At 36.9% G+C, this 25,803-nt stretch carries 23 protein-coding genes; 16 read left to right on the top strand and 7 right to left on the bottom strand.

Annotated elements, in window-relative coordinates:
• The first annotated feature begins 8 nt into the window (after positions 1 to 8).
• The 4 genes from CQZ94_RS15705 to CQZ94_RS15690 all read left to right on the top strand — a co-directional run bounded on the left by CQZ94_RS15705 (position 9) and on the right by CQZ94_RS15690 (position 3,683).
• On the top strand, positions 9 to 1,256 hold the full coding sequence (locus CQZ94_RS15705; RefSeq protein ID WP_105586108.1) for a cell wall-binding repeat-containing protein: 1,248 nt from the start codon (positions 9 to 11) through the stop codon (positions 1,254 to 1,256).
• A gap of 152 nt (positions 1,257 to 1,408) precedes the next feature.
• Positions 1,409 to 2,860, top strand: a complete 1,452-nt coding sequence (locus CQZ94_RS15700) for a SulP family inorganic anion transporter (RefSeq protein WP_105586107.1) — start codon at positions 1,409 to 1,411, stop codon at positions 2,858 to 2,860.
• Positions 2,861 to 2,925: 65 nt separating this feature from the next.
• On the top strand, positions 2,926 to 3,348 hold the full coding sequence (locus tag CQZ94_RS15695; RefSeq protein WP_002159291.1) for a universal stress protein: 423 nt from the start codon (positions 2,926 to 2,928) through the stop codon (positions 3,346 to 3,348).
• Between the two features lie 218 nt (positions 3,349 to 3,566).
• Positions 3,567 to 3,683, top strand: coding sequence for a DUF4027 family protein (locus tag CQZ94_RS15690; RefSeq protein WP_002125236.1), 117 nt, complete (start codon positions 3,567 to 3,569; stop codon positions 3,681 to 3,683).
• Between the two features lie 104 nt (positions 3,684 to 3,787).
• On the opposite strand, the gene opp4A is transcribed toward CQZ94_RS15690, so the two are convergent.
• From opp4A to glpT, 6 genes are all read right to left on the bottom strand, one after another.
• Positions 3,788 to 5,569 (bottom strand): oligopeptide ABC transporter substrate-binding protein, encoded by a 1,782-nt coding sequence (gene opp4A / locus CQZ94_RS15685; RefSeq protein WP_105586106.1) that lies wholly within the window; start codon positions 5,567 to 5,569, stop codon positions 3,788 to 3,790.
• A 14-nt stretch (positions 5,570 to 5,583) separates the two neighbouring features.
• Positions 5,584 to 6,489: an ABC transporter permease gene (locus tag CQZ94_RS15680; RefSeq protein WP_105586105.1), complete on the bottom strand. Its 906-nt coding sequence runs from the start codon at positions 6,487 to 6,489 to the stop codon at positions 5,584 to 5,586.
• 18 nt (positions 6,490 to 6,507) lie between these two features.
• The gene (gene opp4B / locus CQZ94_RS15675; RefSeq protein ID WP_105586104.1) at positions 6,508 to 7,476 is read right to left on the bottom strand and encodes an oligopeptide ABC transporter permease; all 969 of its coding nucleotides are present in this window, start codon (positions 7,474 to 7,476) and stop codon (positions 6,508 to 6,510) included.
• Positions 7,477 to 7,490: 14 nt separating this feature from the next.
• On the bottom strand, positions 7,491 to 8,417 hold the full coding sequence (locus CQZ94_RS15670; RefSeq protein WP_105586103.1) for an ABC transporter ATP-binding protein: 927 nt from the start codon (positions 8,415 to 8,417) through the stop codon (positions 7,491 to 7,493).
• Positions 8,404 to 9,423 carry an ABC transporter ATP-binding protein gene (locus tag CQZ94_RS15665; RefSeq protein WP_105586195.1) on the bottom strand — a complete coding sequence of 340 codons (1,020 nt, stop codon included), beginning with the start codon at positions 9,421 to 9,423 and terminating at the stop codon, positions 8,404 to 8,406. Before CQZ94_RS15665 ends, CQZ94_RS15670 begins: the two co-directional genes overlap by 14 nt.
• Positions 9,424 to 9,697: 274 nt before the next feature.
• A complete protein-coding gene (gene glpT / locus CQZ94_RS15660) occupies positions 9,698 to 11,047 on the bottom strand; it encodes a glycerol-3-phosphate transporter (RefSeq protein WP_105586102.1) in 1,350 nt (449 codons plus the stop codon).
• A 271-nt stretch (positions 11,048 to 11,318) separates the two neighbouring features.
• On the opposite strand from glpT, the gene CQZ94_RS15655 reads away from it, so the two are divergent.
• The 10 genes from CQZ94_RS15655 (at position 11,319) to inhA2 (ending at position 22,578) form a co-directional block, all read left to right on the top strand.
• Positions 11,319 to 11,777: a MarR family winged helix-turn-helix transcriptional regulator gene (locus CQZ94_RS15655; protein ID WP_105586101.1), complete on the top strand. Its 459-nt coding sequence runs from the start codon at positions 11,319 to 11,321 to the stop codon at positions 11,775 to 11,777.
• 19 nt (positions 11,778 to 11,796) lie between these two features.
• Positions 11,797 to 13,410, top strand: coding sequence for an MDR family MFS transporter (locus CQZ94_RS15650; RefSeq protein WP_105586100.1), 1,614 nt, complete (start codon positions 11,797 to 11,799; stop codon positions 13,408 to 13,410).
• A 138-nt stretch (positions 13,411 to 13,548) separates the two neighbouring features.
• Positions 13,549 to 14,520, top strand: coding sequence for a ribose operon transcriptional repressor RbsR (gene rbsR / locus CQZ94_RS15645; protein ID WP_098498085.1), 972 nt, complete (start codon positions 13,549 to 13,551; stop codon positions 14,518 to 14,520).
• A gap of 13 nt (positions 14,521 to 14,533) precedes the next feature.
• Positions 14,534 to 15,430, top strand: a complete 897-nt coding sequence (rbsK, locus tag CQZ94_RS15640; protein WP_105586099.1) for a ribokinase — start codon at positions 14,534 to 14,536, stop codon at positions 15,428 to 15,430.
• Positions 15,427 to 15,822: a D-ribose pyranase gene (rbsD, locus tag CQZ94_RS15635; RefSeq protein ID WP_098779609.1), complete on the top strand. Its 396-nt coding sequence runs from the start codon at positions 15,427 to 15,429 to the stop codon at positions 15,820 to 15,822. The genes rbsK and rbsD overlap by 4 nt, the downstream gene beginning before the upstream one ends.
• A gap of 18 nt (positions 15,823 to 15,840) precedes the next feature.
• Complete coding sequence (gene rbsA, locus CQZ94_RS15630; protein ID WP_105586098.1) at positions 15,841 to 17,325, top strand: ribose ABC transporter ATP-binding protein RbsA; 1,485 nt, start codon at positions 15,841 to 15,843, stop codon at positions 17,323 to 17,325.
• Positions 17,326 to 17,328: 3 nt separating this feature from the next.
• Complete coding sequence (locus CQZ94_RS15625; protein WP_105586097.1) at positions 17,329 to 18,264, top strand: ABC transporter permease subunit; 936 nt, start codon at positions 17,329 to 17,331, stop codon at positions 18,262 to 18,264.
• 14 nt (positions 18,265 to 18,278) lie between these two features.
• A complete protein-coding gene (rbsB, locus tag CQZ94_RS15620) occupies positions 18,279 to 19,202 on the top strand; it encodes a ribose ABC transporter substrate-binding protein RbsB (RefSeq protein WP_105586096.1) in 924 nt (307 codons plus the stop codon).
• A gap of 34 nt (positions 19,203 to 19,236) precedes the next feature.
• A complete protein-coding gene (gene fsa / locus CQZ94_RS15615) occupies positions 19,237 to 19,884 on the top strand; it encodes a fructose-6-phosphate aldolase (protein WP_105586095.1) in 648 nt (215 codons plus the stop codon).
• Between the two features lie 300 nt (positions 19,885 to 20,184).
• The gene (gene inhA2 / locus CQZ94_RS15610) at positions 20,185 to 22,578 is read left to right on the top strand and encodes a M6 family metalloprotease immune inhibitor InhA2 (RefSeq protein WP_105586094.1); all 2,394 of its coding nucleotides are present in this window, start codon (positions 20,185 to 20,187) and stop codon (positions 22,576 to 22,578) included.
• A gap of 263 nt (positions 22,579 to 22,841) precedes the next feature.
• On the opposite strand, the gene CQZ94_RS15605 is transcribed toward inhA2, so the two are convergent.
• Positions 22,842 to 23,996: an MFS transporter gene (locus tag CQZ94_RS15605; protein WP_105586093.1), complete on the bottom strand. Its 1,155-nt coding sequence runs from the start codon at positions 23,994 to 23,996 to the stop codon at positions 22,842 to 22,844.
• 225 nt (positions 23,997 to 24,221) lie between these two features.
• Between CQZ94_RS15605 and bdhA the strand changes: the two genes are divergently transcribed.
• Entirely contained in the window at positions 24,222 to 25,274 is a 1,053-nt protein-coding gene (bdhA, locus tag CQZ94_RS15600; protein WP_105586092.1) for a (R,R)-butanediol dehydrogenase, read from the top strand.
• Between the two features lie 119 nt (positions 25,275 to 25,393).
• The gene (locus CQZ94_RS15595) at positions 25,394 to 25,738 is read left to right on the top strand and encodes a potassium channel family protein (RefSeq protein WP_002114144.1); all 345 of its coding nucleotides are present in this window, start codon (positions 25,394 to 25,396) and stop codon (positions 25,736 to 25,738) included.
• Positions 25,739 to 25,803: the final 65 nt, after the last annotated feature.

Raw genomic sequence — 25,803 nt, 5'->3', positions numbered from 1 at the left:
GCGATATAGTGAAAAAAACGACCCGGATTCTTGGGATAACAATAATTGCGGCGGCTGGTCTTGCGGCGTGTGGGCAAACGAACACAGATCATAAAAATCATGAATCTACAAAGGAGAAGAAAACAGAGCAAAAGGAAATGAAAATGAATACGGAGGTAACTGCGCCGAAAGAAATGAACGCCGGGGCATCAGATGATTTATTAACGACAAGTTTAAAAAATGTAACGAGATTAAATACAAATGATCCTTTGCAAATGGCAGTATTAACTTCGCAAACAATATGGCCGGCAACGCATAAAGTGAATCAGCCAGGTGCTGTTATTTTAGTGCCAGTGAACGAGTGGCAATTAGGTATTGCAAGTGCGGATCTTATTCATCATCCGAATAACGGACCGATTTTATTTATAGAAAAAGAAAAGGTACCCGAAATGACGTTAAAAGAAATCAAACGATTAAATCCGCTCGGAACGAAAGATGGAACGCAAATTATGGTGATGGGGGATGCAGGGGGATCTACGCTTGAGCAATTAAAAGAATATAAAGTAAAGCAAATAAAAGAAACGGATTCATCTAAATTTGCTAAAGATGTTGATAAAGAATATGCCGATATAACAGGGAATTATCCAAATAGCGTTATTATAGGTTCATCTGAAGAAGAAGGACGTTTATATACAACACCAGCTGTAAATTGGATTTCTCATATGCCAGAGCCACTTTTATATACAGAAAAAGATAAGGTGCCAGAAGCGACCATAGAGGCATTAAAAATGAGAAAAGATAAAGTAAATATATATGTATTAGGACCAGAAAAAATCATTTCAAAAGAAGTAGAAGAAGAGTTAAGTAAATACGGAAAAGTAACACGGATTAGTGGAGAGACTCCAACAGAAAATTCGATTGCGTTTGCGAAATTTAAAGATGAAAAAACGAAATTTGGCTGGGGATTCACAAAACCTGGTCACGGTTTGTCGTTTGTTTCGAGTAAAACACCAGACTTAGCAATTGCGGGAGCACCGTTTTCACATATGGGTAAACATGCCCCTGTTGTCTTGTTAGAGGAAGGAAAAGCTACACAACCAGTTTATGACGTCCTTGCTACTATTCAGCCGAAGTTTAAAGATGATCCAACAATCGGTCCATACAATCATGGATTCTTATTAGGGAATACTGAAAATATTTCATTTGAAACGCAAGGTGTATTGGATGAGAGGTTAGAGATTGTTCAAGAAAATGGTGAGGGGCATGGTGGACATTAAATGGGTAAAGACGCTGCTGCTGGTAGCGTCTTTTTTTAGGAAACTTTTACATAGCACAAAATCTTCTACTCGTTATATAATAGCCTTCGTGCAATCGGCCCTGATTTTCTTACGGAGAAAATCAAAGAATTAAAGAGTAGAGGAGTGTTATTTTGTTTCAAACTATAAAAAATGAATGGTTCTCAAATGTGAGAGGAGACGTGCTATCGGGGATTGTTGTTGCTTTAGCATTAATTCCTGAAGCGATAGCTTTTTCTGTTATTGCAGGTGTAGATCCGACGGTTGGATTGTATGCGGCCTTTTGTATTGCGGTTACAATTTCGTTTGTTGGTGGAAGACCAGGAATGATCTCCGCGGCAACTGGTGCGATGGCTTTATTAATGGTCACTCTTGTGAAAGATCACGGTTTACAATATTTATTTGCTGCGGCAATAGTAACAGGTATTGTTCAAATTATTTTTGGAGTGTTCAAACTGAGCTCATTTATGAAGTTTGTTCCTAAATCTGTTATGAGTGGTTTTTTAAACGCACTTGGAATTTTAGTTTTCACAGCGCAATTAACGCATTTTAAAAATGCAAATTGGCAAATGTATGCACTTGTCGCATTAGGACTTGCAATTATATATTTATTTCCACGTATTACGACGGCTGTACCGTCTACACTTATTTCAATTATTATTGTGACAAGTATTGCACTTATGAGCGGATTACAGTTGAAAACAGTAGGAGATATGGGAAGCTTACCGAAAGAATTACCGTTCTTTAGTATTCCTGATGTACCGTTTACACTTGAGACATTAGGTATTATTTTACCGTACTCAGTTATGCTTGCAATTATTGGTTTACTAGAGTCATTATTAACAGCTTCGGTTTTAGACGATATGACACATACGGAAAGTAATAAACATAAGGAAGCACGTGGCCAAGGGATTGCAAACATTGTCGCTGGTTTCTTCGGAGGAATGGCAGGATGTGCAATGATTGGGCAATCTGTTATTAACATTAAATCAGGTGGGCGCGGGAGATTATCGACGTTTGTAGCCGGTGGTTTTTTAATCGTATTGCTATTTGTTTTAGGTGATTACGTTGTTCATATTCCGATGGCTGCTTTAGTTGCTGTTATGATTATGGTTTCGATTGGGACGTTTGATTGGAACTCTGTAGCAACAATTCATAAAGTACCAAAAGGAAACGCATTTGTTATGATCGTAACAGTTGTGATTGTCCTAATTACACATAATTTAGGATTAGGTGTAATTATCGGAACGATAATTAGTGCAGTTTTATTTGCATTCAATATGGCAAAGATTCACGTGAAACATTTGTATATTGAAAATAAGAAAATATATGAGATTCACGGCCAACTATTCTTCGCATCTACGGCAGATTTTATAAATGCTTTTTCATATAATGAAGATGCGAAAGAAATTGAGCTGAACTTTACTCACGCACACGTATGGGATGATTCAGCAGTAGCAGCAATTGATAAAGTTATAATGAAGTATGAACAAAGTGATGTGAATGTAAGTATAACGGGATTAAATGAACGAAGCTCGAAGATTGTTTCAAATTTAGCTACCTATAATAAGAGAATTGCTAGTTAGAAGCCTCCTTTTTAGGGGGCTTTATTATATAATACGAGTAGGATAACGAAAAGGGGATTCAGCATATGTACAAACAAATTTTATTAGCATGTGATGGTTCTGAACATGCACTTCGAGCAGCCGAGCATGCAACATATATTGCGAAATTTAACGAAGAAACACATGTTGAAGTTGTGTACGTAGTAGATAATAGAACGGCAAAATCAGATATTATACAAGGACAAACGGATTTAGAAACAATATCAGCTAGTCGAAAAGATAAATTAAAAGAGATTGAGGGTTTATTAAAGAAAGAGAACATTTCCTACAAAATTACGATTCTACATGGCGATCCAGGAGATACGATTGTTCAATATGTAAATACAGGAGATATAGATCTTGTTATTGCTGGGAGTAGAGGTTTAAATACACTGCAAGAGATGGTGCTTGGTAGTGTAAGTCATAAAATAGCAAAGCGTGTGAAATGCCCGGTTATGATTATAAAATAAATTGAGTGAGATAGTCTGTAGTGTAAGCAGGACCTTGATATAATTCGAGGTCTTTTTTGATGTATAGAGGGAGAGATTATGGCCATACTAGATATAAGTTTAGAGGGAGATTGTTAACTTACAAATTTGTAAGTTAGTTGTCAGTTAAATCGATGTTATGAAATTTTTCCCATTGATAAAATAAGAATATCAAAGGGGATATAGGGAGGATGGAAGGTATGAAATCATTTCAAAATTTGTCTTATAGCCAAGGGGTAAGTTTAATTTGTTTAGGTGGATTTGCTGGATCTGTTATGTTAGCTGTTTTAATAAAGATGTTTCAGCAAATGTTTTAATCGTATGAATAGAAGGGAATTGATTAATATAAATAGCAAGAGAAGAACGATAAATAAAAAATAGCTCTTAGCATGTAAGTAAATGCTGAGAGCTATTTTTATGTTTATTTTTCTACTTCTGGTTTTTCACTTGTTACAGTAACGTCTTTCCATTGTGAAGTTATTTGGTTCACTTGAGTGTTGACATTATAATTTTTTACTCGCTTATTAACGCCTGTTAAATCAAATGTGTAATGAATTGGAATCATCGGTGCTTCATCATGAATTAATTTTTGCCATTTATCGTATACTTCTTTACGATATTTTTCATCAGTAGCTTTTTCTGATAATCCTTCGTTTAATAACTTAGTATTTTCATCATTTACCCAGCGCTGATAGTTAAATCCAGCATCTTTGCCCCATAGGCCAGAAAGGTCAGGATCAGAACCAGTGTTCCAAGCACCAGAGAAAATATCAACCTTCGGATCATCTTTTTTAATCATGTCACGCATGGCATTAAATTCGTGTAAACGCCCATCAACCAGCTCTACTTTTAAGCCGATATCTTTCCAAGATTGAATATAGAATTTTGCCAGCGGTTCACTTGTTTCACTACCGCTACTAGCTAAGAAGTTAATTTTGAGTTCATTACCTTTTGGGTCCTCACGGAATCCATCACCATTTTTATCTTTATAGCCAGCTTCATCTAATAGTTTTTTCGCTTTATCTACATCTAAGTTATATGCACCAACATCGTTATTATGATACTTTGGCATAGATGGTGGAATTGGAGAGTTAGCTGGAACGCGAAGTCCGTGATATACTTTCTCCGCTAATTTTTCTCTATCAATGGCATGTGCCATCGCTTGACGTAAACGAACGTCTTTGAACTTATCGTTATCCATTACAGCTTCGTTCTTTGCTTTGTCCATATGTCCAAATTTAAATCCGATATAAGTATAAGCAAGGTCAGTTTTACCAATTAGTTGTGTATTTTTTAATTTACTTACGTTCGGATATTGATCAGCAGTAATTGATGCAATATCAATATCACCTTTTTTCAGAGATGCACTAACAATAGATGGATTTACAACTTTTAATATTACATTTTTTAGTTTAGGTTTGCCCCCCCAGTAATCATCGAAGCGTTCATATTCAACTGATTCACCAGGAACGATTTTCTTCACTTTAAATGGGCCGAATCCAATTGGGTTTTGACGGATTTTATCAGATTCTGCTAGTTTTTCAATTGGTACATCGCCTAAATATTTTTTAGGTGTAGGGTATGTCCAAATACCAGTTTTAAGTGAAGGGTTTACTTCTTTATAAGTAATTGAAATTGTTTTTGGATCGACTACTTTAATACCAGAAATTTTGTCAGATTTTCCAGCGTGATAGTCTTCCATACCTTCAATCATTTGCATTTGTGTATCGTAACGAATACCTGTATATTTACTATTACCAATAACTAAGTAAGAATATTCTAAATCTTCGGCCGTTACAGGGTTACCATCGTGCCATTTTACATTATCTTTAATCTTAATTGTAATTGTTTTTTTATCTTCAGAAATTGTATACGTTGCAGCGCCGTCATTTGTAATTTCCCAGTTTTTATCTGTAGCTAATAATTGTTCATCAAAGAAATCCATAATTTCTGAATCTGGAGCAACTTCATACAATACTCTACTTAAAACACCAGCGAAAGGTGAATTTGAAACGAGTCCATATGTTAATGATCCGTCTTTAATTTCTTTACCATCATTTTTTACAGCAGAACTAAATTTATTTGTTTCTACTTTTTTCGTATTTGCTTTTTTGCTACCGCTATCGGCACCCCCACATGCAGATAGTAATAATGTTGAAGCAGCAATTGTACTTAATACTTTGTACAGTTTTGGTTTGTTCATAACTTTTCCACCCCTTATCCTTTTCTTTGTCTCGCATCAGCTGCACGCTTTAACGCTTGACCAATAAAATTTATGCACAGCATCAACACTAAAATCATGATTGATGCGGGTAACCAAATCCACCATTTTTCTTGCAATACATCTGGGTTTGTTGCGTAACTTACAAGTGTACCAAGACTTGGTGTGCTTTCTGGTAGACCGAAGCCTAAGTAAGTTAAACTAGATTCAATCCCGATGTTACCAGCAAGATTTAATGTAATATTTACGATGATAATAGAACTTAAATTAGGTAATATTTGCTGGAAGATTATCTTCCAATTTGGTGTTCCTAACGTTTTTGATGCAGATACATAATCAAGTTCCTTCTCAGTCAGTACTTTAGATCTTATAAGTCTTGCTTTTCCGACCCATAAGAAGGTGGTCATTATGAGAATAAATGTTGTAATATTGAAATTTGGAACGAGTGAGATAAACACGATAACAATCATTAAGAATGGTAAAATCATCATGAAATCGATGAAACGCATAATGATGTTATCTACAACTCCTCCAAAATAGCCAGCAATTAGTCCCATCGTAAGACCAATAAGGGTTGCTAAAAGAGTGATGGCTAAGCCAACTGTAAAGGAGTTACGTGTACCAATAATTAATTGTCCGAAAATATCACGGCCTCCATAATCAGTTCCTAACCAATGTTCAGCAGAAGGAGGATCGTAAATGGCAAACAGATCGACTCGGACGATATCTTCTTGCTTCATAATAAATGAAGTTGCATAAACGGCTATTAATATTAAAGCTAAAAAGAATAGGGAAAACATTGCTAGTTTATCTTTACGAAATTCTCGCCACATAATGGAGAAACCAGAAGGGCTCTTTTCGTAATGAACGACTTCAGTTTGTTTTTCAGGATTTGCTAACATAACGTTTCTTCACCTCCATTAATCAATACGAATACGTGGATCAACGATGCTTAGAATAATATCGGAAAGAAGAGTCCCGAGTAGCGTTGCGAATCCAGTAAATAATACAAGAGCAGTTACGACACTGAAATCACGTTGAGTGATAGATTGGAAAAATAGTTGTCCAATTCCTGGGTAGCCGAAAATATTTTCTAGAATAATAGAGCCCCCAACTAAACCTGTAATTTCATATCCTAAAAATGCTGCAATTGGTAAAAATGAATTTCGTAAAATATGTCTTGAATATACTTTAGATTCTGGTACACCTTTTGCTTTTACTGTGCGTACAAAATCTTTATGTTTCGTATCAATAATTTCACTTCGTAAATATTGTACAGTTCCTACTGTTCCAATTAATGCCCCAGATAAAGCGGGTAAAATCATATGATTGAATTTACTTACATAGTAATCAAAGGATCCAGCTGCAACTTGTGGATCAACGCTACCACTTGTAGGGAAAATTGGATATAAAAAGCCGAATAAGAATAACATTACTAATCCAAAAATAAAGAGTGGTGTACCAAATCCTAAAAAGTTATAGAGTGTAATGAGTCGATCAGCCCAAGTATCATTCCAACGTCCACTTATAACCCCAAGTGGAATAGCAATTAAGTAAGTAAGAATAAGAATAAGAAGAGCTAGCAGTACTGTATTGCCAAGACGTTCCCCAATAATATCCGTTACTTGTATTTTATGTGCGTAAGAAATTCCGAAATCCCCTTGCATAGCATTTGAAATCCACCTTACATATTGAGTGGGAATAGGATCATTTAAACCTAGTTTCTCACGTTGTTCTTCAATCACTTTTGGATCCGCCTTTGGGTTTGCTAGTTCAGCGCCACTTAATGCATCACCTGGCATTGCTTTAGCAAGTGTAAAGACGAGTACACTTAATATGAATAATTGCGGAATCATCACTAAGAATCTCCGTAGTATAAACTTCCACATGTTTTATCACTCCCTTAAGGTAATGCCACCCGGTGTGTTGGCGAGATTGGTTTTAAATCGTAAGCACGACCGTTTTCATTGAAATAATTTTCGTATGATTTCTCGTACTCAGAACTTACTTGCTGACGTAATTTACGTTGCTGTTCTCGGTTTTCAGGACGAATATCAGGAATTGCTGATATTAATCGCTTCGTATAAATATGTTGTGGATTATTATAAATCTCTGCACTAGTTGCTTCTTCCACAATGCGCCCGCGGTACATAACACCGATACGGTCACACATATGACGAATTACGCCCAAATCATGACTAATAAATAAATAGGTTAATCCTAGTTCAGCTTGTAAATCTTGCAAGAAGTTTAATACTTGAGCTTGTACAGAAACGTCAAGTGCAGATACTGGCTCATCCGCGATAATAAGCTTTGGTTTTAATGTAAGAGCGCGTGCAATACCAATTCGCTGTCTTTGTCCACCGGAAAACTCATGTGGATATTTATAAATAGACTCTGGGTTTAATCCAACTATACTAAGATACCCTTGAACGGTTCTACGTTCTTCATCAGGTGAGAGCTTCTCAAAATTCCGAAGAGGCTCGGCAATAATATCGAGAACACGTTTCTTCGGATTTAGCGATGAATATGGATCTTGGAAAATCATTTGAATATCTTTTCGTTGTTCTCTTAACTCAGAGCGACTTAATCTTGTTAAATCTCTATTATTAAAATGAATGCTACCGCCTGTCGCTTTCGTTAAGTGCATAATTGCTTTACCCGTTGTTGATTTGCCGCTACCTGATTCACCAACGATTCCATATGTTTCACCAGGTTGTAATTCAAAGCTTACGCCATCAACAGCTCGTACATAATCTAATGTACGTCCGAAGAAACCGCCTTTAATTGGAAAGTGTACTTTTAAATCTTCTACTTTAAGCAGTGCCATGAGTTACGTCATCTCCTTTCTTATGTTGGAAGTTGAAGTGTTTATAGCAAGTACAACGTACCCAATGGTTTGGTTTTACTTCATGTAAAACTGGATTTTCCTCATGTTGGTCTGGTCTAACCCACGGGATTCGGGCCTGGAATCGGCATCCAGTGCGAGGCATCTTCGCTAACGAAGGAACCACTCCTTGAATTACATGTAATTTTTCTTTTTCAGCATATGCAGATGGAATAGAATTTAATAAAGAGCGTGTATATGGATGAAGAGGGTTATTAAATATCTCTTCAACAGTTCCTGTTTCTACAATTTGTCCTGCATACATAACGACAATGCGATCAGCTGTTTCAGCGACAACACTTAAATCATGGGTAATTAAAATGATGCCCATTTTCGTTTGTTCTTGAATAGATTTCAGTAAGTCTAAAATTTGTGCTTGGATGGTTACGTCAAGAGCCGTTGTTGGCTCATCAGCAATAATGAGTGCTGGGTTACAAGCAATTGCAATTGCGATAACAATTCTTTGTCTCATTCCGCCAGATAATTCGTGTGGGTATTGTTTATATGTAAGTTCTGGTTTTGGAATACCAACTTGATGGAGTAGTTCTAAGGTGCGTTCTTTCTTTTCTGCTTTTGAAAGGCTTGTGTGGTAGTCTAAGTTTTCCTCGATTTGTTTTCCAACTGTCATAAGAGGATCAAGTGCTGTAAGGGGTTCTTGGAAAATCATTCCGATATTTGAACCACGTACTTTATTTATTTCAGCGGTTGACATGCTCAGTAAATCCTTATCTCTATAATAAAGCTGCCCTTGTAATTTTGTATTTGCCTCATTATGCAGTCGCATAATGGAAAGGGCAAGTGCACTTTTTCCGCATCCTGACTCACCAACGATCGCGACAATTTCATTTTCATGGACAGTTAAGGACACATCATCAACTGCTGCATGATACTGATCTTGTATACGAAAGGAAGTCTGTAAGTTTTCAATACGAAGAAGTGGATTCTTCATGGCTATCCCTCCATCTTTTCTGAAAAGACTAAATGTTTTGTATGTTGTTGTTATTTTAATATAAAATGACATTGTTTGACAAGAGTAAATATTCTAAAATCTTTTTATATAGAGATGAAATGCAGTAACATAGGCATAAAACCCTTTTGAGAACGCTAATAATAATAAAGTGGATTGATGAATTATTTGTAAGAAAAAAGTATTATATGTAGAAAAAAGAGAGGCGTTCTGGAAAGAACTGTCTCTCTTTTTTTTGTAAGTATAATATTAGTACTTAAGCTTGTTTTGATTTTGCAGATCCTGTATTTAAAGTAAGGGCAAGGAAGAACATTGCAAGCACACAAGAAGCAAGGAGCAAAATGAATCCGCCGTCCCATCCGAATCCATCTACAATAAAGCCCATAGCTGCGCTAGCAAAAGTAGCTCCGCCTAGGTAACCGAAAAACCCAGTTAAACCAGCGGCAGTTCCAGCAGCTTTTTTAGGTGCTAAGTCTAGCGCGTGTAGACCGATTAACATAACAGGTCCGTAAATTAAAAATCCAATGGAAACAAGTGCGATACTATCAATGATTGGGTGACCAGCGGGATTTAGCCAGTAAACGAGAACAGCAATAAATACACCGACCATAAATAAAATACCAGCGGGTGCGCGGCGCCCTTTAAATAGTTTATCACTCATCCATCCGCAAAGAAGTGTACCTGGAATACCAGCCCATTCATATAGAGCATAAGCTGTACGTGAGCTACTATGAGTAAAGCTTTTTTCCTCTACTAAATAAGTAGGAGCCCAGTCTACAACACCGTAACGAACGAAATAAACAAAAACGTTAGCGATAGCGATGTACCATAAAAATTTATTGTTTAATACGTATGTAAATAAAATTTCCTTTACCGAAAGCTCGCGTTTACGGTCCGCTACTTTTTCATCTGATGGATATTCCCCAGTATGTTCTTCAATAGAAGGTAATCCGCAAGATTGAGGTGTATCTCTCATCGTAATTAATACATAAATCCCAACTAAAATCGAAAGAATACCTGGGAAGTAAAATATACTTTTCCAGTCATTTGCAAAGAAATATAAGCCTAATGTAACGAGAGAAGGCATAAGGGCGCCGCCGACATTATGAGCGACGTTCCAAATAGACATTTTTGTACCACGTTCACTAACGGAGAACCAGTGAACCATCGTACGGCCACAAGGAGGCCATCCCATACCTTGTACCCATCCATTTAAAAACTGAAGTACAAACATAAGTATAATGCTCGTTGTAATGAAAGAAAATGAGCCGAAAATAATATTAATGATACCTGATAAAAATAGCCCAGCTGCTAAAAAGTAGCGAGGATTACAACGATCGGATACGATACCCATGAGAAATTTACTTAATCCGTAAGCGATAGATACTGCTGAAAGGATAACCCCAAGTTCTCCTTTACTAAAGCCTTGTTCGATTAAGTATGGCATTGCGAGTGAAAAGTTTTTTCGAACAAAGTAGTAACCTGCATAACCGATAAAGATACCTAAGAATACTTGTAAACGCAATTTACGGTATTCGCTATCAGTACGATCAGTAGGTAAGCGTTCTGCGTGGGGCGCAGGTTTAAATAATTGTGTGAAAAACATAAAATGAAAATCCTCCCCTAATTAATTCGAAGCGTTTTAAGACAGAGAGAATACAAAAAGGCTATGAAATATAAAAAAGTTCCCTTTTTTATGATTCATAGCCTTATACTCCGATTCTCCGTGACTGTCAATATTAAATTCGACGAAAATTATACAACTTTGTGACAGAAATGTAAACGTTTTTATAAAGAAAGTTGTTGACGTAGTTTGTTTGTGGGATTAATATTTAAATACGTTAAATATTTTATTGCTTAAATAAGAGGTGGATAACATGCCAAATGATATGACTCATATTGATAAGATTCAAGCTCTTACATTCGCTATAGGAAAGAAAATGCAAACAGAGCTATTAGAACAAATGCAAGCATCAGGACTTACACCACCGCAGTTTTATATTTTAAAGATTTTAGATCATTACGGAGCTTCAAGAGCGACACAATTGGCGGAGAAAATGTACGTGAAACCGAGCGCGATTACAGTAATGATTGATCGTTTAATTGATCATGGGTTAGTAGAGCGCTATCACGACGATAATGACCGCCGCGTTGTTGTCATTGAGCTAACTAAAAAGGGGAAAGCTACAGTAGAAGAGGCGATGGCGGCTCGTAATGAGCATATTGCAAAATACTTCTCACACTTAGAATTACAAGAGAGGGAAGATTTGTTACGCCTCTTTGAAAAGCTAGAAACAATTATTTGCGGGACACCAGAGAAAAAAGAGAAAAACTAAGAGGAATTGAGGAGATTACATGGAGCAACAAGAAAATCAGAATAGAAAGTTGTTGTTAATCGGTTTAGTAATCGCAATGCTATTTGCTGCATTGGACGGAACAATCGTTGGTACAGCAATGCCGCGTATCGTCGGTGAACTAGGTGGATTAAGTTTAATGACATGGTTAACAACAGCTTACATGTTAACATCAACAACGGTTGTACCGATTGCAGGTAAATTAGCGGATTTACTTGGGCGTCGTAACGTATATATAGCAGGATTAATTATCTTTATGGTTGGTTCAGCGTTATGTGGTATGGCAAACGGTATGACAGAATTAATTATTTTCCGTGGTATTCAAGGTCTTGGTGGCGGTATTATGATGCCAATGGCTATGATTATTATCGGAGATATGTTCACGGGAAAAGAACGTGCTAAATGGCAAGGTATTTTTGGAGCTCTATATGGTCTTGCCTCTGTAATTGGGCCACAAGTTGGTGGTTGGATTGTAGACGCAGTGAACTGGAGATGGGTATTCTATATTAACTTACCAGTTGGTATTTTAGCGACAATCTTTATTGCAATGGGATTAAAAGCACATAAACAAACAGGACCAATTAAAATTGATATCGCTGGAATCTTCACGATGATTCTCGGTGTTGTAAGTTTATTACTTGCGTTAACGTTTGGTGGAAAAGATTATGCATGGGGTTCTTGGCAAATTATCGGGTTATTTGCACTAGCTGCCATTGGTATTGTTAGCTTTGTTATCGTTGAAACGAAGGCTGAAGAACCAATTTTACCGATGCACTTCTTTAAAAACCGCACATTTACACTACTGAATGCGATCGGTTTCTTTATGAGTATTGGAATGTTTGGAGCAATTATGTTCGTACCATTCTTTATGCAAGGAATTGTAGGCGTAAGTGCTGCTGAATCAGGAACGATTATGACACCGATGATGATCACAATGATCGTTATGAGTATTATCGGCGGTCAGCTTGTATTAAAAATTGGTGTGAAACCACAAATTATTACAGGGATGCTTATTATGGCTAGTGGTTTCTGGTTATTAACAACGATGGATATGCACACAACTAAGCTTACCGCTACTTCTTATATGATGGTTATCGGTTTAGGAATGGGTCTTGTTATGCCGATATTAACATTAGCATTACAAGAAAGCTTCCCGAAAAAAGATCTTGGCGTTGTAACATCATCAAGCCAATTCTTCCGTCAAATCGGTGGAACATTCGGTATTACAATTTTAGGATCAATTATGAATAATACTTCAGGTACAACGTTAACAAATAAATTAGTACCTGTATTAGATACATTCCCAAAAGAAGCGGGACAAATGGTAACAAAATTGAAAGATATGATTCATACAGATCCACAAAGTTTATATTCTATGCTCTTTAGTCCAGAGGCATTAAAACAAATGCCAGAAGCATTTTCTAACAGCATCGTACCAATTTTGAAAAGTTCTTTAGTGGATTCGCTTCATACTGTATTTTTAACAGGATTAGTATTTATCGTAGTAGGTGCAATCTTTACGATTTTCTTACAGAAGATTAAACTATCTGATCGTAAAAAAGCTGCAGAAGAGCCTGCTGTAGAAGAGAAAGAACAAACTGTATCATATTCATAGTGAAAAAGCATCGCCTTATGGCGGTGCTTTTTTTGAGTATAGCCTTAAAAGCTTTTTAGTGAGAAATGATTGACGTATTTTTATAAATGCGTTATATTATTTCCTGTAAACGGTTACATGAAATGAGGAGAAAAGAGAATGAGTACGATTAAAGACGTTGCAAAATTAGCAGGGGTATCTGTTGCGACCGTTTCCAGAGTGTTAAATAAAAATGGATATGTTCATGAGGATACATTAAAAAAAGTAGAGCGAGCAATTGAAATGCTAGATTATAAGCCTAGTACAGTAGCACGATCTTTATACAATAAAAAATCTCGTTTAATTGGCTTAGTTGTTCCAAATATCGTGAATCCATTCTTTCCAGAAGTTGCACGTGCCGTAGAAGATGTAGCACATAAGCAAGGTTACACAGTTGTCCTTTGTAACTCTGATGAAAATTTAGAAAAAGAGAAACAATACATTGATGTGCTTAGACAAAATAATGTGGACGGGTTTATTGTGGCAACGAATCCACAAAATAGTGTTAATTACATGAATTTGTCTATTCCAGTTGTTGCGATTGACCGTATGTTTAATGAGCGCATTCCTACTGTATATGCAGATAACTATGCAGGGAGTCAGGCGGCGACAAAGTTATTAATAGACAAAGGGTGTAAACATATTGCACATATTCGTGGACCGCGTGATGTGAGCACAGCTAATGAACGTTTTGAAGGTTTTGTAGACGTTATTACGCAAAATAATCTTTCTTATATGATTGCAGAGAGTACATTCGATCCAGCTAATAGTGAACAGGTCGCGGTGGGATTATTGGAAGAATATCCGCATATTGATGGAATTGTTGCTGGGAATGATTTAATTGCAATCGGCGTTGTAAAGGCTGCACTTCAAAAGGGGATTTCTATTCCAGACGATTTACAAATTATCGGATTCGATGGAATTTCTTTAACAGAAATGATGTATCCATCTATTACAACTGTTGCACAGCCAATTTATGAAATGGGGAAAGTTGCAACAGAATTGTTGTTAGAGCAGATGGAAGGAAATCCATTAGAGGAGAAACACTATCGTTTACCGATTGAAATTATAGAACGAAATACAACGAAGTAAGGAGATGAGACAGATGCCAAATATTGCAGTAGTGGGTAGTATTTCAATGGACTTAGTGGCTGTTTCAAAAATACGGCCGAAAGCAGGAGAAACGGTAATTGGTGAAGCGTTTCATACGATCCCAGGAGGAAAAGGGGCCAACCAGGCAGTCGCTGCAGCTAGATTAGGAGCAAATGTAGCGATGGTTGGTGCAGTAGGAAATGATGATTACGGAACAGTAGTTAGAAAAAATTTAGAGAACGAACGCGTTTTTATCGACTATGTGGTACCGGTTACAGATAGAACGACAGGAATCGCTCATATCGTTTTAGCAGAAGAGGATAATAGTATTGTTGTCGTACAAGGAGCAAATGCTCTTGTAAGTGAGTCGATTGTAGATCGTTCAAAAGACCTTCTTGTAAAAGCTGATATGGTTGTTCTTCAACTAGAGATTCCGCTTGAAACAGTAAAATACGTTCTGGCTATTTGTGAGGAGCATAAAATTCCAGTTATGTTGAATCCGGCTCCAGCACAATTTTTATCAGAAGATATTTTAGAAAAAGCGACTTATATTACGCCGAATGAACATGAATGTCGCATTGTATTAGATGATTTTACATCACCAATTGAAGAGTTACTGGCTAAGTATCCAAACAAACTACTGATGACAGAAGGGTCTAATGGTGTTCGTTTCCATAACGGAACGGAAGTTGTTCAAGTTCCAAGTATTGCTGTAGATGTAGTAGATACGACTGGAGCTGGTGATACATTTAACGGCGCGCTAGCAGTTGCGCTTTCTGAAGGAGAAACACTTCAAAAGGCTATTCGTTTTGCGAATATTGCTGGTGGTCTTTCTGTAACAAAGCTTGGGGCACAGGGCGGTATGCCAACGAGAGATAGAGTACGTGAAGTGCAGGTGATTGCTGGATGAAAAAGCACGGTGTATTAAATAGCGAAATCGCGGCAGTCCTTGCTTCACTTGGACATACAGATACGATTGTAATTGCTGATTGCGGGTTACCTATTCCTGATGGAGTAAAACGAATTGATTTAGCAGTTGAAATCGGAAAACCTAGTTTTTTAGACGTATTACAAGTTGTTGCTGATGATATGGCAATTGAAAAAGTGACGTTAGCAGAAGAAGTTATTATGAATAATGCAGAGGTAAATAAAGAAGTTGAGATGCGATTAATAGAGCCAGCATTTGAATATGTGTCTCATAAGGAATTTAAAGAGCATACAAAGAGAGCGAAGGCGATTATTCGTACAGGAGAAGCAACGCCTTATGCGAATGTTATTTTACATGCAGGCGTAATTTTTTAATAAAGGGATGTGATGAGAATGCATATTGAAATGAAGAACATTTCAAAAGCGTTCAGTGGTAATCCTGTTCTAAAAAACGCACAGTTTATGATTGAAACAGGAGAAGTCCATGCATTGATGGGGGAAAATGGAGCGGGGAAATCGACGCTCATGAAGATTTTAACAGGTGTATATAAAAAAGACAGTGGAACAGTCACAATTGATGGACAAGAACGAACTTTTAAAAATGCGAAAGAAGCGGAAGAGTACGGTATTGCATTTATCCATCAAGAGTTGAACATATTACCAAATTTAACGGTAGCTGAAAATATGTTTCTTGGAAAAGAGTTAATGTATGGGAAAACGGGCATTTTACGTACGCGTCAAATGAATGCGATTGCCCAGCAGCAATTAGCAGATCTTGGTCTACATGTGAGAGGCGCTATGCTAGCAGGTGAATTATCAGTTGGACAACAGCAAATTATTGAAATTGCTAAAGCATTAATGACAAAGGCGAGCGTTATTATTATGGATGAACCTACAGCAGCATTAACAGATCGCGAAATTGAAACGCTGTTTATTGTTATTAATAAATTGCGTAAAGAGGGCGTTTCATTTGTTTATATTTCACACCGGATGGAAGAAATTTTTTCAATATGTGATGCTATTACGATTTTGCGTGATGGAGAATATGTAGGGAAGAGATTAATTCCAGAAACGTCATTTGATGAAGTAGTTAGCATGATGGTGGGCCGCAGTATTGGTGAACGTTATCCAGAACGAAGTAGTCAAATTGGCGAAGTGATTTTTGAAATGCGTAACGGAACGAAAAAAGGAAAATTTGAAAATGTTTCGTTTCAAGTTAGAAAAGGTGAGATCCTTGGTGTTGCGGGCTTGATGGGAGCTGGTCGCACGGATATTATGAAAGCGATATTTGGATATGAACCGCTTGATTCAGGACAAATTTTTATGAATGGACAAGAAGTAAAAATTGATAGTCCAATTGATGCGATTAGACAACGAATTGCCTTTATTACAGAGGATAGAAAATCTGAAGGGCTTGTGTTAGATTTTTCGATTCGTGAAAATTTAGCTTTACCAAATTTAGAAAGTCTTTCAAAGGGAAGCGTTGTTAATAAAGGTTTAGAACAGCAATTTACAGAGGATATGATGAAGCTTCTTAATGTGAAAGCAGCAAACGGAGAGCAAGTTGTAAAATCTCTTTCTGGTGGAAATCAGCAAAAGATTGTAATTGCAAAATGGTTAGGTATTCATCCGCAGTTACTCATTTTAGATGAGCCAACAAGAGGTGTAGATGTTGGGGCTAAAAAAGAAATTTACTCTATTATGAATAAGCTTACCGAGCAAGGAGATGCCGTTATTATGGTATCGTCGGAGCTTCCAGAAGTTTTAGGAATGAGTGATCGTGTTCTCGTCATTCATGAAGGAAAAATCGGTGGTATTTTAGAGAAAGATCAGGCATCGCAAGAGTCTATTATGGCACTAGCTACAGGGGGAGAGTAAGATATGGCTAAGAAGGGGAATGTATTACAACAACTCGGTTCTTTAATCGGTTTAGTGTTAATTATCGTAGTGATTACAGCTTTAAATCCAGCATTTATTGAAATTCCAAATTTATTTAATATACTGCGCCAAGTATCGATTAATGCACTCATTGCATTTGGAATGACCTTCGTTATTTTAACAGGGGGTATTGACTTATCGGTAGGTTCTATTTTAGCATTATCAAGTGCACTTGTTGCCGGAATGATGGCAAGTGGCATGGATCCGTTCCTTGCGATGGCAGTTGGATTATTAGCAGGTCTTGTAATGGGGATTGTAAACGGTATCATTATTACGAAGGGAAAAGTAGCTCCGTTTATTGCGACTTTAGCAACGATGACTATTTTTCGCGGGTTGACGCTTGTTTATATGGACGGACGTCCGATCACTGGTCTTGGTGATCATTTAATGTTCCAAATGTTTGGCCGTGGTTATTTCCTTGGCATTCCTGTGCCAGCCGTTACAATGATGATTGCTTTTGCAGTACTGTACTTTATTTTAAAGAAAACAACGTTTGGTCGCCGTACGTTTGCGATTGGTGGAAATGAAGAAGCGGCAGCTTTATCAGGTATTAATGTTACGAGAATTAAGGTAATGATTTACGGTCTTTCCGGAATTTTGGCAGCGCTTGCAGGTATTGTATTAACATCACGATTAGATTCTGCACAGCCGACTGCTGGTACTTCTTATGAATTAGATGCAATTGCTGCAGTTGTGTTAGGAGGAACGAGTCTTTCAGGTGGAAGAGGATGGATTGTTGGTACACTCATCGGTGTACTTATCATTGGTGTGCTAAATAACGGTTTAAATTTATTAGGTGTATCTTCTTTCTTCCAACAAGTTGTAAAAGGACTTGTAATCTTACTAGCTGTACTAATTGATCGTCGAAAAGAAGCGTAATGGAGGGGCAATTCATGAAAAAATGGTTACTGATACTCGTTGCATGCATCATGGTAGTTACTGCTGGTTGTTCAATGGAACCACCAGATTGGGCAAAGGATTCTAGCGATAAAGGTCGAAATAAAACTATTAAAGTTGGATTTTCTGTTTCAACTTTAAATAATCCATTTTTCGTCACGTTGAAAAAAGGTGCAGAAAAGAAAGCAAAAGATAGCGGCATTGAATTAATTGCTGTTGATGCACAAAATGATGCAGCGAAGCAAACAAACGATGTTGAAGATTTAATTCAAAAAGGTGTCGATGTAGTTGTTATTAATCCAACCGACTCAGATGCTGTTGCTTCAGCGGTAAGTGCAGCCAATGCAGCCAATGTTCCTGTTATTACAGTAGACAGAGTTGCAAATTCAGGTAAAGTTGTTTCTCACATAGCTTCCAACAATGTAGAAGGTGGTCAAATGGCTAGTGATTACATTCGGGAAGTAGTTGGTGAAGGAACAAATGTCGCTGAGTTAGAAGGAATCCCTGGATCGTCTGCTGCTCGTGAGCGTGGGAAAGGATTCCATAACGTAGCTGATAAGTCTTTAAAAGTAGTAGCAAAACAAGCAGCTGATTTCGATCGTGCAAAAGGATTATCCGTTATGGAAAATATTTTGCAAGCGAATAGCGATATAAAAGCAGTGTTCGCTCATAACGATGAAATGGCATTAGGCGCAATTGAGGCATTGAAATCTGCTGGTAAAACGGATGTAGTCGTTGTTGGATTTGATGCAACGGACGATGCTGTAAAAGCGGTTAAAGATGGACGCATGGCAGCAACAGTCGCTCAAAAACCGGAATTAATTGGAGAGAAGGCGATGGAAACAGCAAAAGAGATAACACAAGGTAAAAAAGTGGACAAATTTATTCCGATTGAATTAGAGCTTATTAAGAAAAAATAAATATAAAATGAAAATTAGGAAGGAAGAATAACAAATGAAATTTTTTATTGATACAGCAAACGTTAACGAAATTAAAGAGGCAAATGCATTAGGTGTAGTAGCTGGAGTAACGACAAATCCATCACTTGTAGCAAAAGAAGGCGTAGATTTCCATGAGCGTATTCGTGAAATTTGCAGCTTTATTGAAGGACCTGTAAGTGCAGAAGTAATTAGCTTAGAAGCTGATAAAATGATTGAAGAAGGAAAAGAGTTAGCAAAAATCGCTCCAAACGTTGTTGTAAAAGTTCCAATGACAACAGAAGGCTTAAAAGCAGTAAAAGCATTCTCTGATTTAGGAATTCGTACAAACGTTACATTAGTATTCTCAGCAGTGCAAGCATTACTTGCAGCTCGCGCTGGTGCGACATACGTTTCACCGTTCTTAGGTCGCCTAGATGATATCGGTCATAACGGTATGGACTTAATCCGCCAAATCGCAGAAATCTTTGCAATTCACGGCATTGAAACAGAAATCATTGCAGCATCTGTACGTCACAGTGTTCACGTAACAGAAGCAGCGTTAAACGGTGCACATATTGCAACAATCCCAGCAAACGTAATCGCTTCATTAGTGAAGCACCCATTAACAGATCAAGGAATTGAGAAATTCTTAGCTGATTGGGAAAAAACACAAGAGAAATAATACGAAATGGAGAACCCAAGTTTAATTAACTTGGGTTCTTTTTTTTGTTTGAAAGAATTTTCATGCAATTTTGCATATTGTCTTTTAAATTTTTAATATAAGCTATTTAATATATAACAAATCACTCTTTATTTTTCACATTTCGACATAAAAAGATAGAGGGTCTGACCAGAAAACTGGAGGGCATGATTCTATAACAGAAAGCTTATTGCTTATAGAATCATGTTTTTTATTATACAAGGGAGGATAGATTACTTATTTTTATCTGAAGTTTAAGATTGATACAAGGGGATGATTAAAATGAGAAAAAAAGCGCCATTTAAGGTGTTGTCATCATTAACGATCGCAACACTCATCGGATGCTCAGCTGTAATGAGTGCTCCGTTAGCATATGCAGAAACGCCAGCAAAAGAAAGCATGTCTACAACGCCAATTGATCATAATTTAATTCAAGAAGATCGTTTAGCGGAAGCGTTGAAAGAAAGAGGAACAATTAATCCAGCATCGTCTAAAGAAGAGACAAAAAAGGCTGTAGAGCAATATATTGAAAAGAAACAAGGGGATCAGGTAAATAAAGAAATTCTTCCAGAGGATGCTGCTCAAGAAGCATCTGATTTCGTAAAAAAGGTAAAAGAGAAGAAGATGGAAGAAAAGGAAAAAGTAAAGAAAGCTGAAAAAAATGTTAGCCCTGAGCAAAAGCCAGAGCCAAATAAAAAGCAATTAGATGGGAAAGTTCCAACGTCTAAGGCGAAACAAGCTCCATATAGTGGACCTGTCCGCAATGATAAAGTGTTAGTGTTACTCGTTGAATTTAGTGATTATAAACATAACAATATTGAGCAAACACCAGGTTATATGTATTCGAAAGATTTTAGTAGAGAACATTATCAAAAAATGCTATTTGGTAATGAACCTTACACATTATTTGATGGTTCGAAAGTAAAAACATTTAAACAATATTATGAAGAGCAGTCTGGTGGTAGTTATACGACAGACGGATATGTAACGGAGTGGCTAACTGTGCCAGGAAAAGCTGCTGATTACGGAGCTGATGGTAGCAGTGGTCATGATAATAAAGGTCCAAAAGGCGCACGTGATTTAGTGAAGGAAGCTTTAAGTGCGGCAGCTGAAAAAGGATTAGATTTATCTCAATTTGATCAATTCGATAGATATGATACAAATGGTGACGGTAATCAAAATGAATCTGACGGTGTAATTGATCATTTAATGGTAATCCATGCTGGTGTTGGTCAAGAAGCTGGTGGCGGTAAATTAGGTGATGATGCGATTTGGTCACATCGTTCAAAATTAGCAAGAGATCCAGTAGCGATTGAAGGTACAAAATCAAAGGTAGATTACTTTGGTGGAAAAGTAGCAGCGCATGATTACACAATTGAACCAGAAGACGGTGCAGTAGGTGTGTTTGCACATGAATTTGGACATGACCTTGGTTTACCGGATGAATATGACACGAAGTATACTGGAACTGGATCACCTGTCGAAGCTTGGTCATTAATGAGTGGAGGTAGTTGGACAGGAAAAATCGCAGGAACGGAGCCAACTAGTTTTTCGCCACAAAATAAAGACTTCTTACAAAAGAATATGGGCGGCAACTGGGCAAAAATTTTAGAAGTAGATTACGATAAAATTAAGAGTGGTGTAGGAGTTCCTACATATATTGATCAAAGTGTTACGAAATCAAATCGTCCAGGTGTCGTACGTGTCAACTTACCAGGTAAGAGTATTGAAACAATTAAGCCTGGATTTGGAAAGCGTGCATACTATAGTACAAGAGGCGATGATATTCATACGACATTAGAAACACCATTCTTCGATTTAACAAAAGGAACAAATGCAAAATTTGATTATAAAGCGAATTATGAACTAGAAGCAGAGTGTGATTTCATCGAAGTACATGCTGTAACTGAAGATGGAACAAAAACATTGATTGATAGATTAGGAGAAAAGATAGTACAAGATGATAAAGATACAACAGATGGGAAATGGATTGATAAATCATACGATTTAAGCCAGTTCAAAGGGAAGAAAGTTAAACTACAATTCGACTATATTACAGATCCAGCTTTAACATATAAAGGTTTCGCAATGGATAATGTAAATGTAACAGTTGATGGACAAGTAGTATTTTCGGATGACGCAGAAGGACAGTCTAAAATGAAGTTAAATGGATTCGTTGTTTCTGATGGGACAGAACAGAAGCCCCATTATTATTATCTAGAGTGGAGAAACTATGCTGGATCAGATAATGGATTAAAAGCGGGAAGAGGTCCGGTGTATGATACAGGTCTTGTCGTTTGGTATGCAGATGATAGCTTCAAAGATAACTGGGTTGGGGTGCATCCAGGTGAAGGCTTCCTTGGTGTTGTAGATTCTCATCCAGAAGCGATTGTTGGAAATTTAGGTGGGAAACCAGCATACGGTAATACTGGAATTCAAATTGCAGATGCTGCATTTTCGTTTGATCAAACACCTTCATGGAGTATGAATTCATTTACACGAGGACAGTTTAATTATACTGGATTACAAGGTGTTACAACGTTTGATGATTCAAAAGTATACAGTAATAAACAAATTGCTGATGCGGGACGAAAAGTTCCAAACCTTGGACTTAAATTCCAAGTTGTTGGACAAGCAGATGATAAGTCTGCAGGTGCTGTTTGGATTAGACGTTAATAAAATAAAAGCACATTCTTCATAAGAAGAGTGTGTTTTTTTATTTGTAAAGTAAGTTATTATTTTAGTTCATGTATAGTGTATCAAATTATGTGGGGAAAGGAAATATTTCCGAGGAAATTGTCGAAGTATCGTCAGTATTTATTCAGTTTCTTTTTTTAAGGAAGAAAGTATTATTGCTTTTATACATAAGTTTATTTACAGTATTACTTGGTTATATGCAAAAGTAATATATATTAGGCGAAAAAAAGACAATGATGGAATTAACCCATCATTGTCTTTTTCGCTTTGCTTCTTACATAAATCATTCCAGCAAATGTTAATAAGAATGCAGTTCCGATAACGAAGCTAGCGCTAGGTGATGCTCCGATTGCTCCGACTGTAAAGGAGCCAGCAACAACTCCTAACGAGAAGAATGCATAAAACAATCCGAATGCTTTCCCTCGGTTACCATCTGTCGTATTTTCAACAAGTAAAGCATTAATTGCTGGGAAGAGGATAGCGAATCCAATTCCATAGATCATCATAACGATAAAGAGCATGCCTTTTGTTGTAAATAATCCGAGTAAAGATAACGCTAGTGCCATTACTGCAATCCCGATTAGCATTAGTTTTGAACGATTAAATCGATCGTAAATACGATTTGTTGGCAGTAAGAAGAAGAGGATAGCGGTAATTCCGAATACACTTAACATCATGCCTGTTGTAGATGCTTTAAGTGCTAACGCCTCAACTTTTACTGGTAACATATAAGTGACAATCCCTTGTGAAAACATTAGTGTGAAAGCACCAATATATGCTTGTAATAACGGTTCTGATCTCAATAGTTCAATCATATCTTCTTTGTTCATCATTTGTGTTCTTGATGTATCTTTCCTTGATACGTTATTTGGTAAGAAGAATAGAGATACGATTGTACCAAGGGCCATTAAAATAGAAATGGTAATGAACACCCACTCTATACCAGCTGTTGCTTTCATAATACCACTGAAAGTAGGTCCTACGATTGCCGCTGTTCCAACAGCAGCACCAGATAGAGCCATTGCCTTACCTTGCCTTGCTGAATTTGTTTGTTTTGATAAAAACGTAAAGGCAGCAGGAATTAAAAATCCGTCACTAAAACCGTGCATAAAGCGCACAACTAATAGTTGTTCACCACTTTGAACAACGGTGTATAACAAGACTATGAAACTCGTAATTCCCATGCTTATATAAAGGATTTTTTTTGCACCAAATTTATCGACAGCGGCTCCAGCAATAATATTACCGATCATATTAGCGAATGAGTACATACCGACAACTAGCCCGATAACAAGAGGGGTTCCTCCAAGGCTTTGAGCGAAAGTACTCATAATAGGTAATTGTGAAAATGTATCTAAAAACGCTACGATAACAATAAAGTAAATAAAATATTTCAAGCGATATTCACCTCTCCTATGCTATTATGGCATAATGCTAATTTCAACTGCAATGAAATTGAATTAACAGATGTGGAAAAAAGTACAAAGTGACAAAATATTGAACATTATTTGTTAAAAATTAGTGAAAATGAGATTGTTTTTTTGAAATATATGGATAAAAGTATTATAATAGATTTGTAAACTTAACCAGGTTAAGTATATACATAGAGAGGGATGTATAAAATGAAAGCATTACTTTGGCATAATCAACATGATGTACGAGTAGAAGAAGTACCAGAACCAACTGTAAGACCAGGAGCAGTGAAAATTAAAGTTAAATGGTGTGGTATCTGCGGGACAGACTTGCATGAATATTTAGCAGGACCTATTTTTATTCCAACAGAAGAACATCCATTAACACACGTAAAAGCACCGGTTATTTTAGGTCATGAGTTTAGTGGTGAGGTAGTAGAAATTGGTGAAGGAGTTACATCTCATAAAGTGGGAGACCGCGTTGTTGTAGAACCAATTTATTCTTGTGGTAAATGTGAAGCTTGTAAACATGGACATTACAATGTTTGTGAACAACTTGTTTTCCACGGTCTTGGTGGAGACGGCGGTGGTTTATCTGAATATACAGTAGTACCAGAAGATATGGTTCATCATATTCCAGATGAAATGACGTATGAACAAGGTGCGCTTGTAGAACCAGCAGCAGTAGCAGTTCATGCAGTACGTCAAAGTAAATTAAAAGAGGGAGAAGCTGTAGCGGTATTTGGTTGTGGTCCGATTGGGCTTCTTGTAATCCAAGCAGCAAAAGCAGCAGGAGCAACTCCTGTTATTGCAGTTGAACTTTCTAAAGAACGTCAAGAGCTAGCTAAATTAGCAGGTGCTGATTACGTATTAAATCCAGCAACTCAAGATGTACTAGCAGAAATTCGCAACTTAACAAATGGTTTAGGTGTAAATGTTAGCTTTGAAGTAACAGGTGTTGAAGTTGTACTACGTCAAGCAATTGAAAGTACAAGTTTTGAAGGCCAAACTGTAATTGTTAGTGTGTGGGAAAAAGATGCGACAATTACTCCGAACAACCTTGTATTAAAAGAAAAAGAAGTTATCGGTATTCTTGGATATCGTCATATATTCCCAGCTGTTATTAAATTAATTAGCTCTGGCCAAATTCAAGCAGAGAAATTAATTACGAAAAAAATCACAGTGGATCAAGTTGTTGAAGAAGGCTTTGAAGCACTTGTAAAAGATAAAAAACAAGTGAAAATTCTTGTTTCACCTAAATAATATATAATAGAAGAAAGTAGCCCTTTTCTAGAAATAGAAAAGGGCTACTTTTTTTCTATACTGAAAGGTGATAGACTTTCCTTTAACTATAGGTATTTTTGTTTGGAAGGGGAAGTCCAATGCTTTCATTTATGTTGACATTGAAACGGATGTTAAGAGCCTGTTTACGAGCCTGGAAAGATAAAGAGTTTCAAGTGTTATTCGTATTAACAATTTTGACATTAACATCGGGGACGATTTTTTATAGTACAGTTGAAGGATTACGTCCTCTTGACGCTTTATATTTTAGTGTGGTCACGTTGACGACTGTCGGTGATGGGAATTTTAGTCCGCAAACTGATTTTGGAAAGGTATTTACGATCTTATACATATTTATCGGGATTGGATTAGTGTTTGGATTTATTCATAAATTGGCAGTTAATGTGCAACTGCCAAGTATATTATCGAAAAGAAAAAAAGAGTAAAGCGGTTAATTAAAATGTACCCTATAGAATAGACACTTAAAAAAAGTCTATTCTATAGGGTATTT

The sequence above is a fragment of the Bacillus sp. MYb209 genome (assembly GCF_002975175.1).
In the GTDB taxonomy this organism is placed as follows: domain Bacteria; phylum Bacillota; class Bacilli; order Bacillales; family Bacillaceae_G; genus Bacillus_A.
Note: the sequence above shows the minus strand (reverse complement) of the source record. Positions and strands in the feature narration are given on the sequence as shown.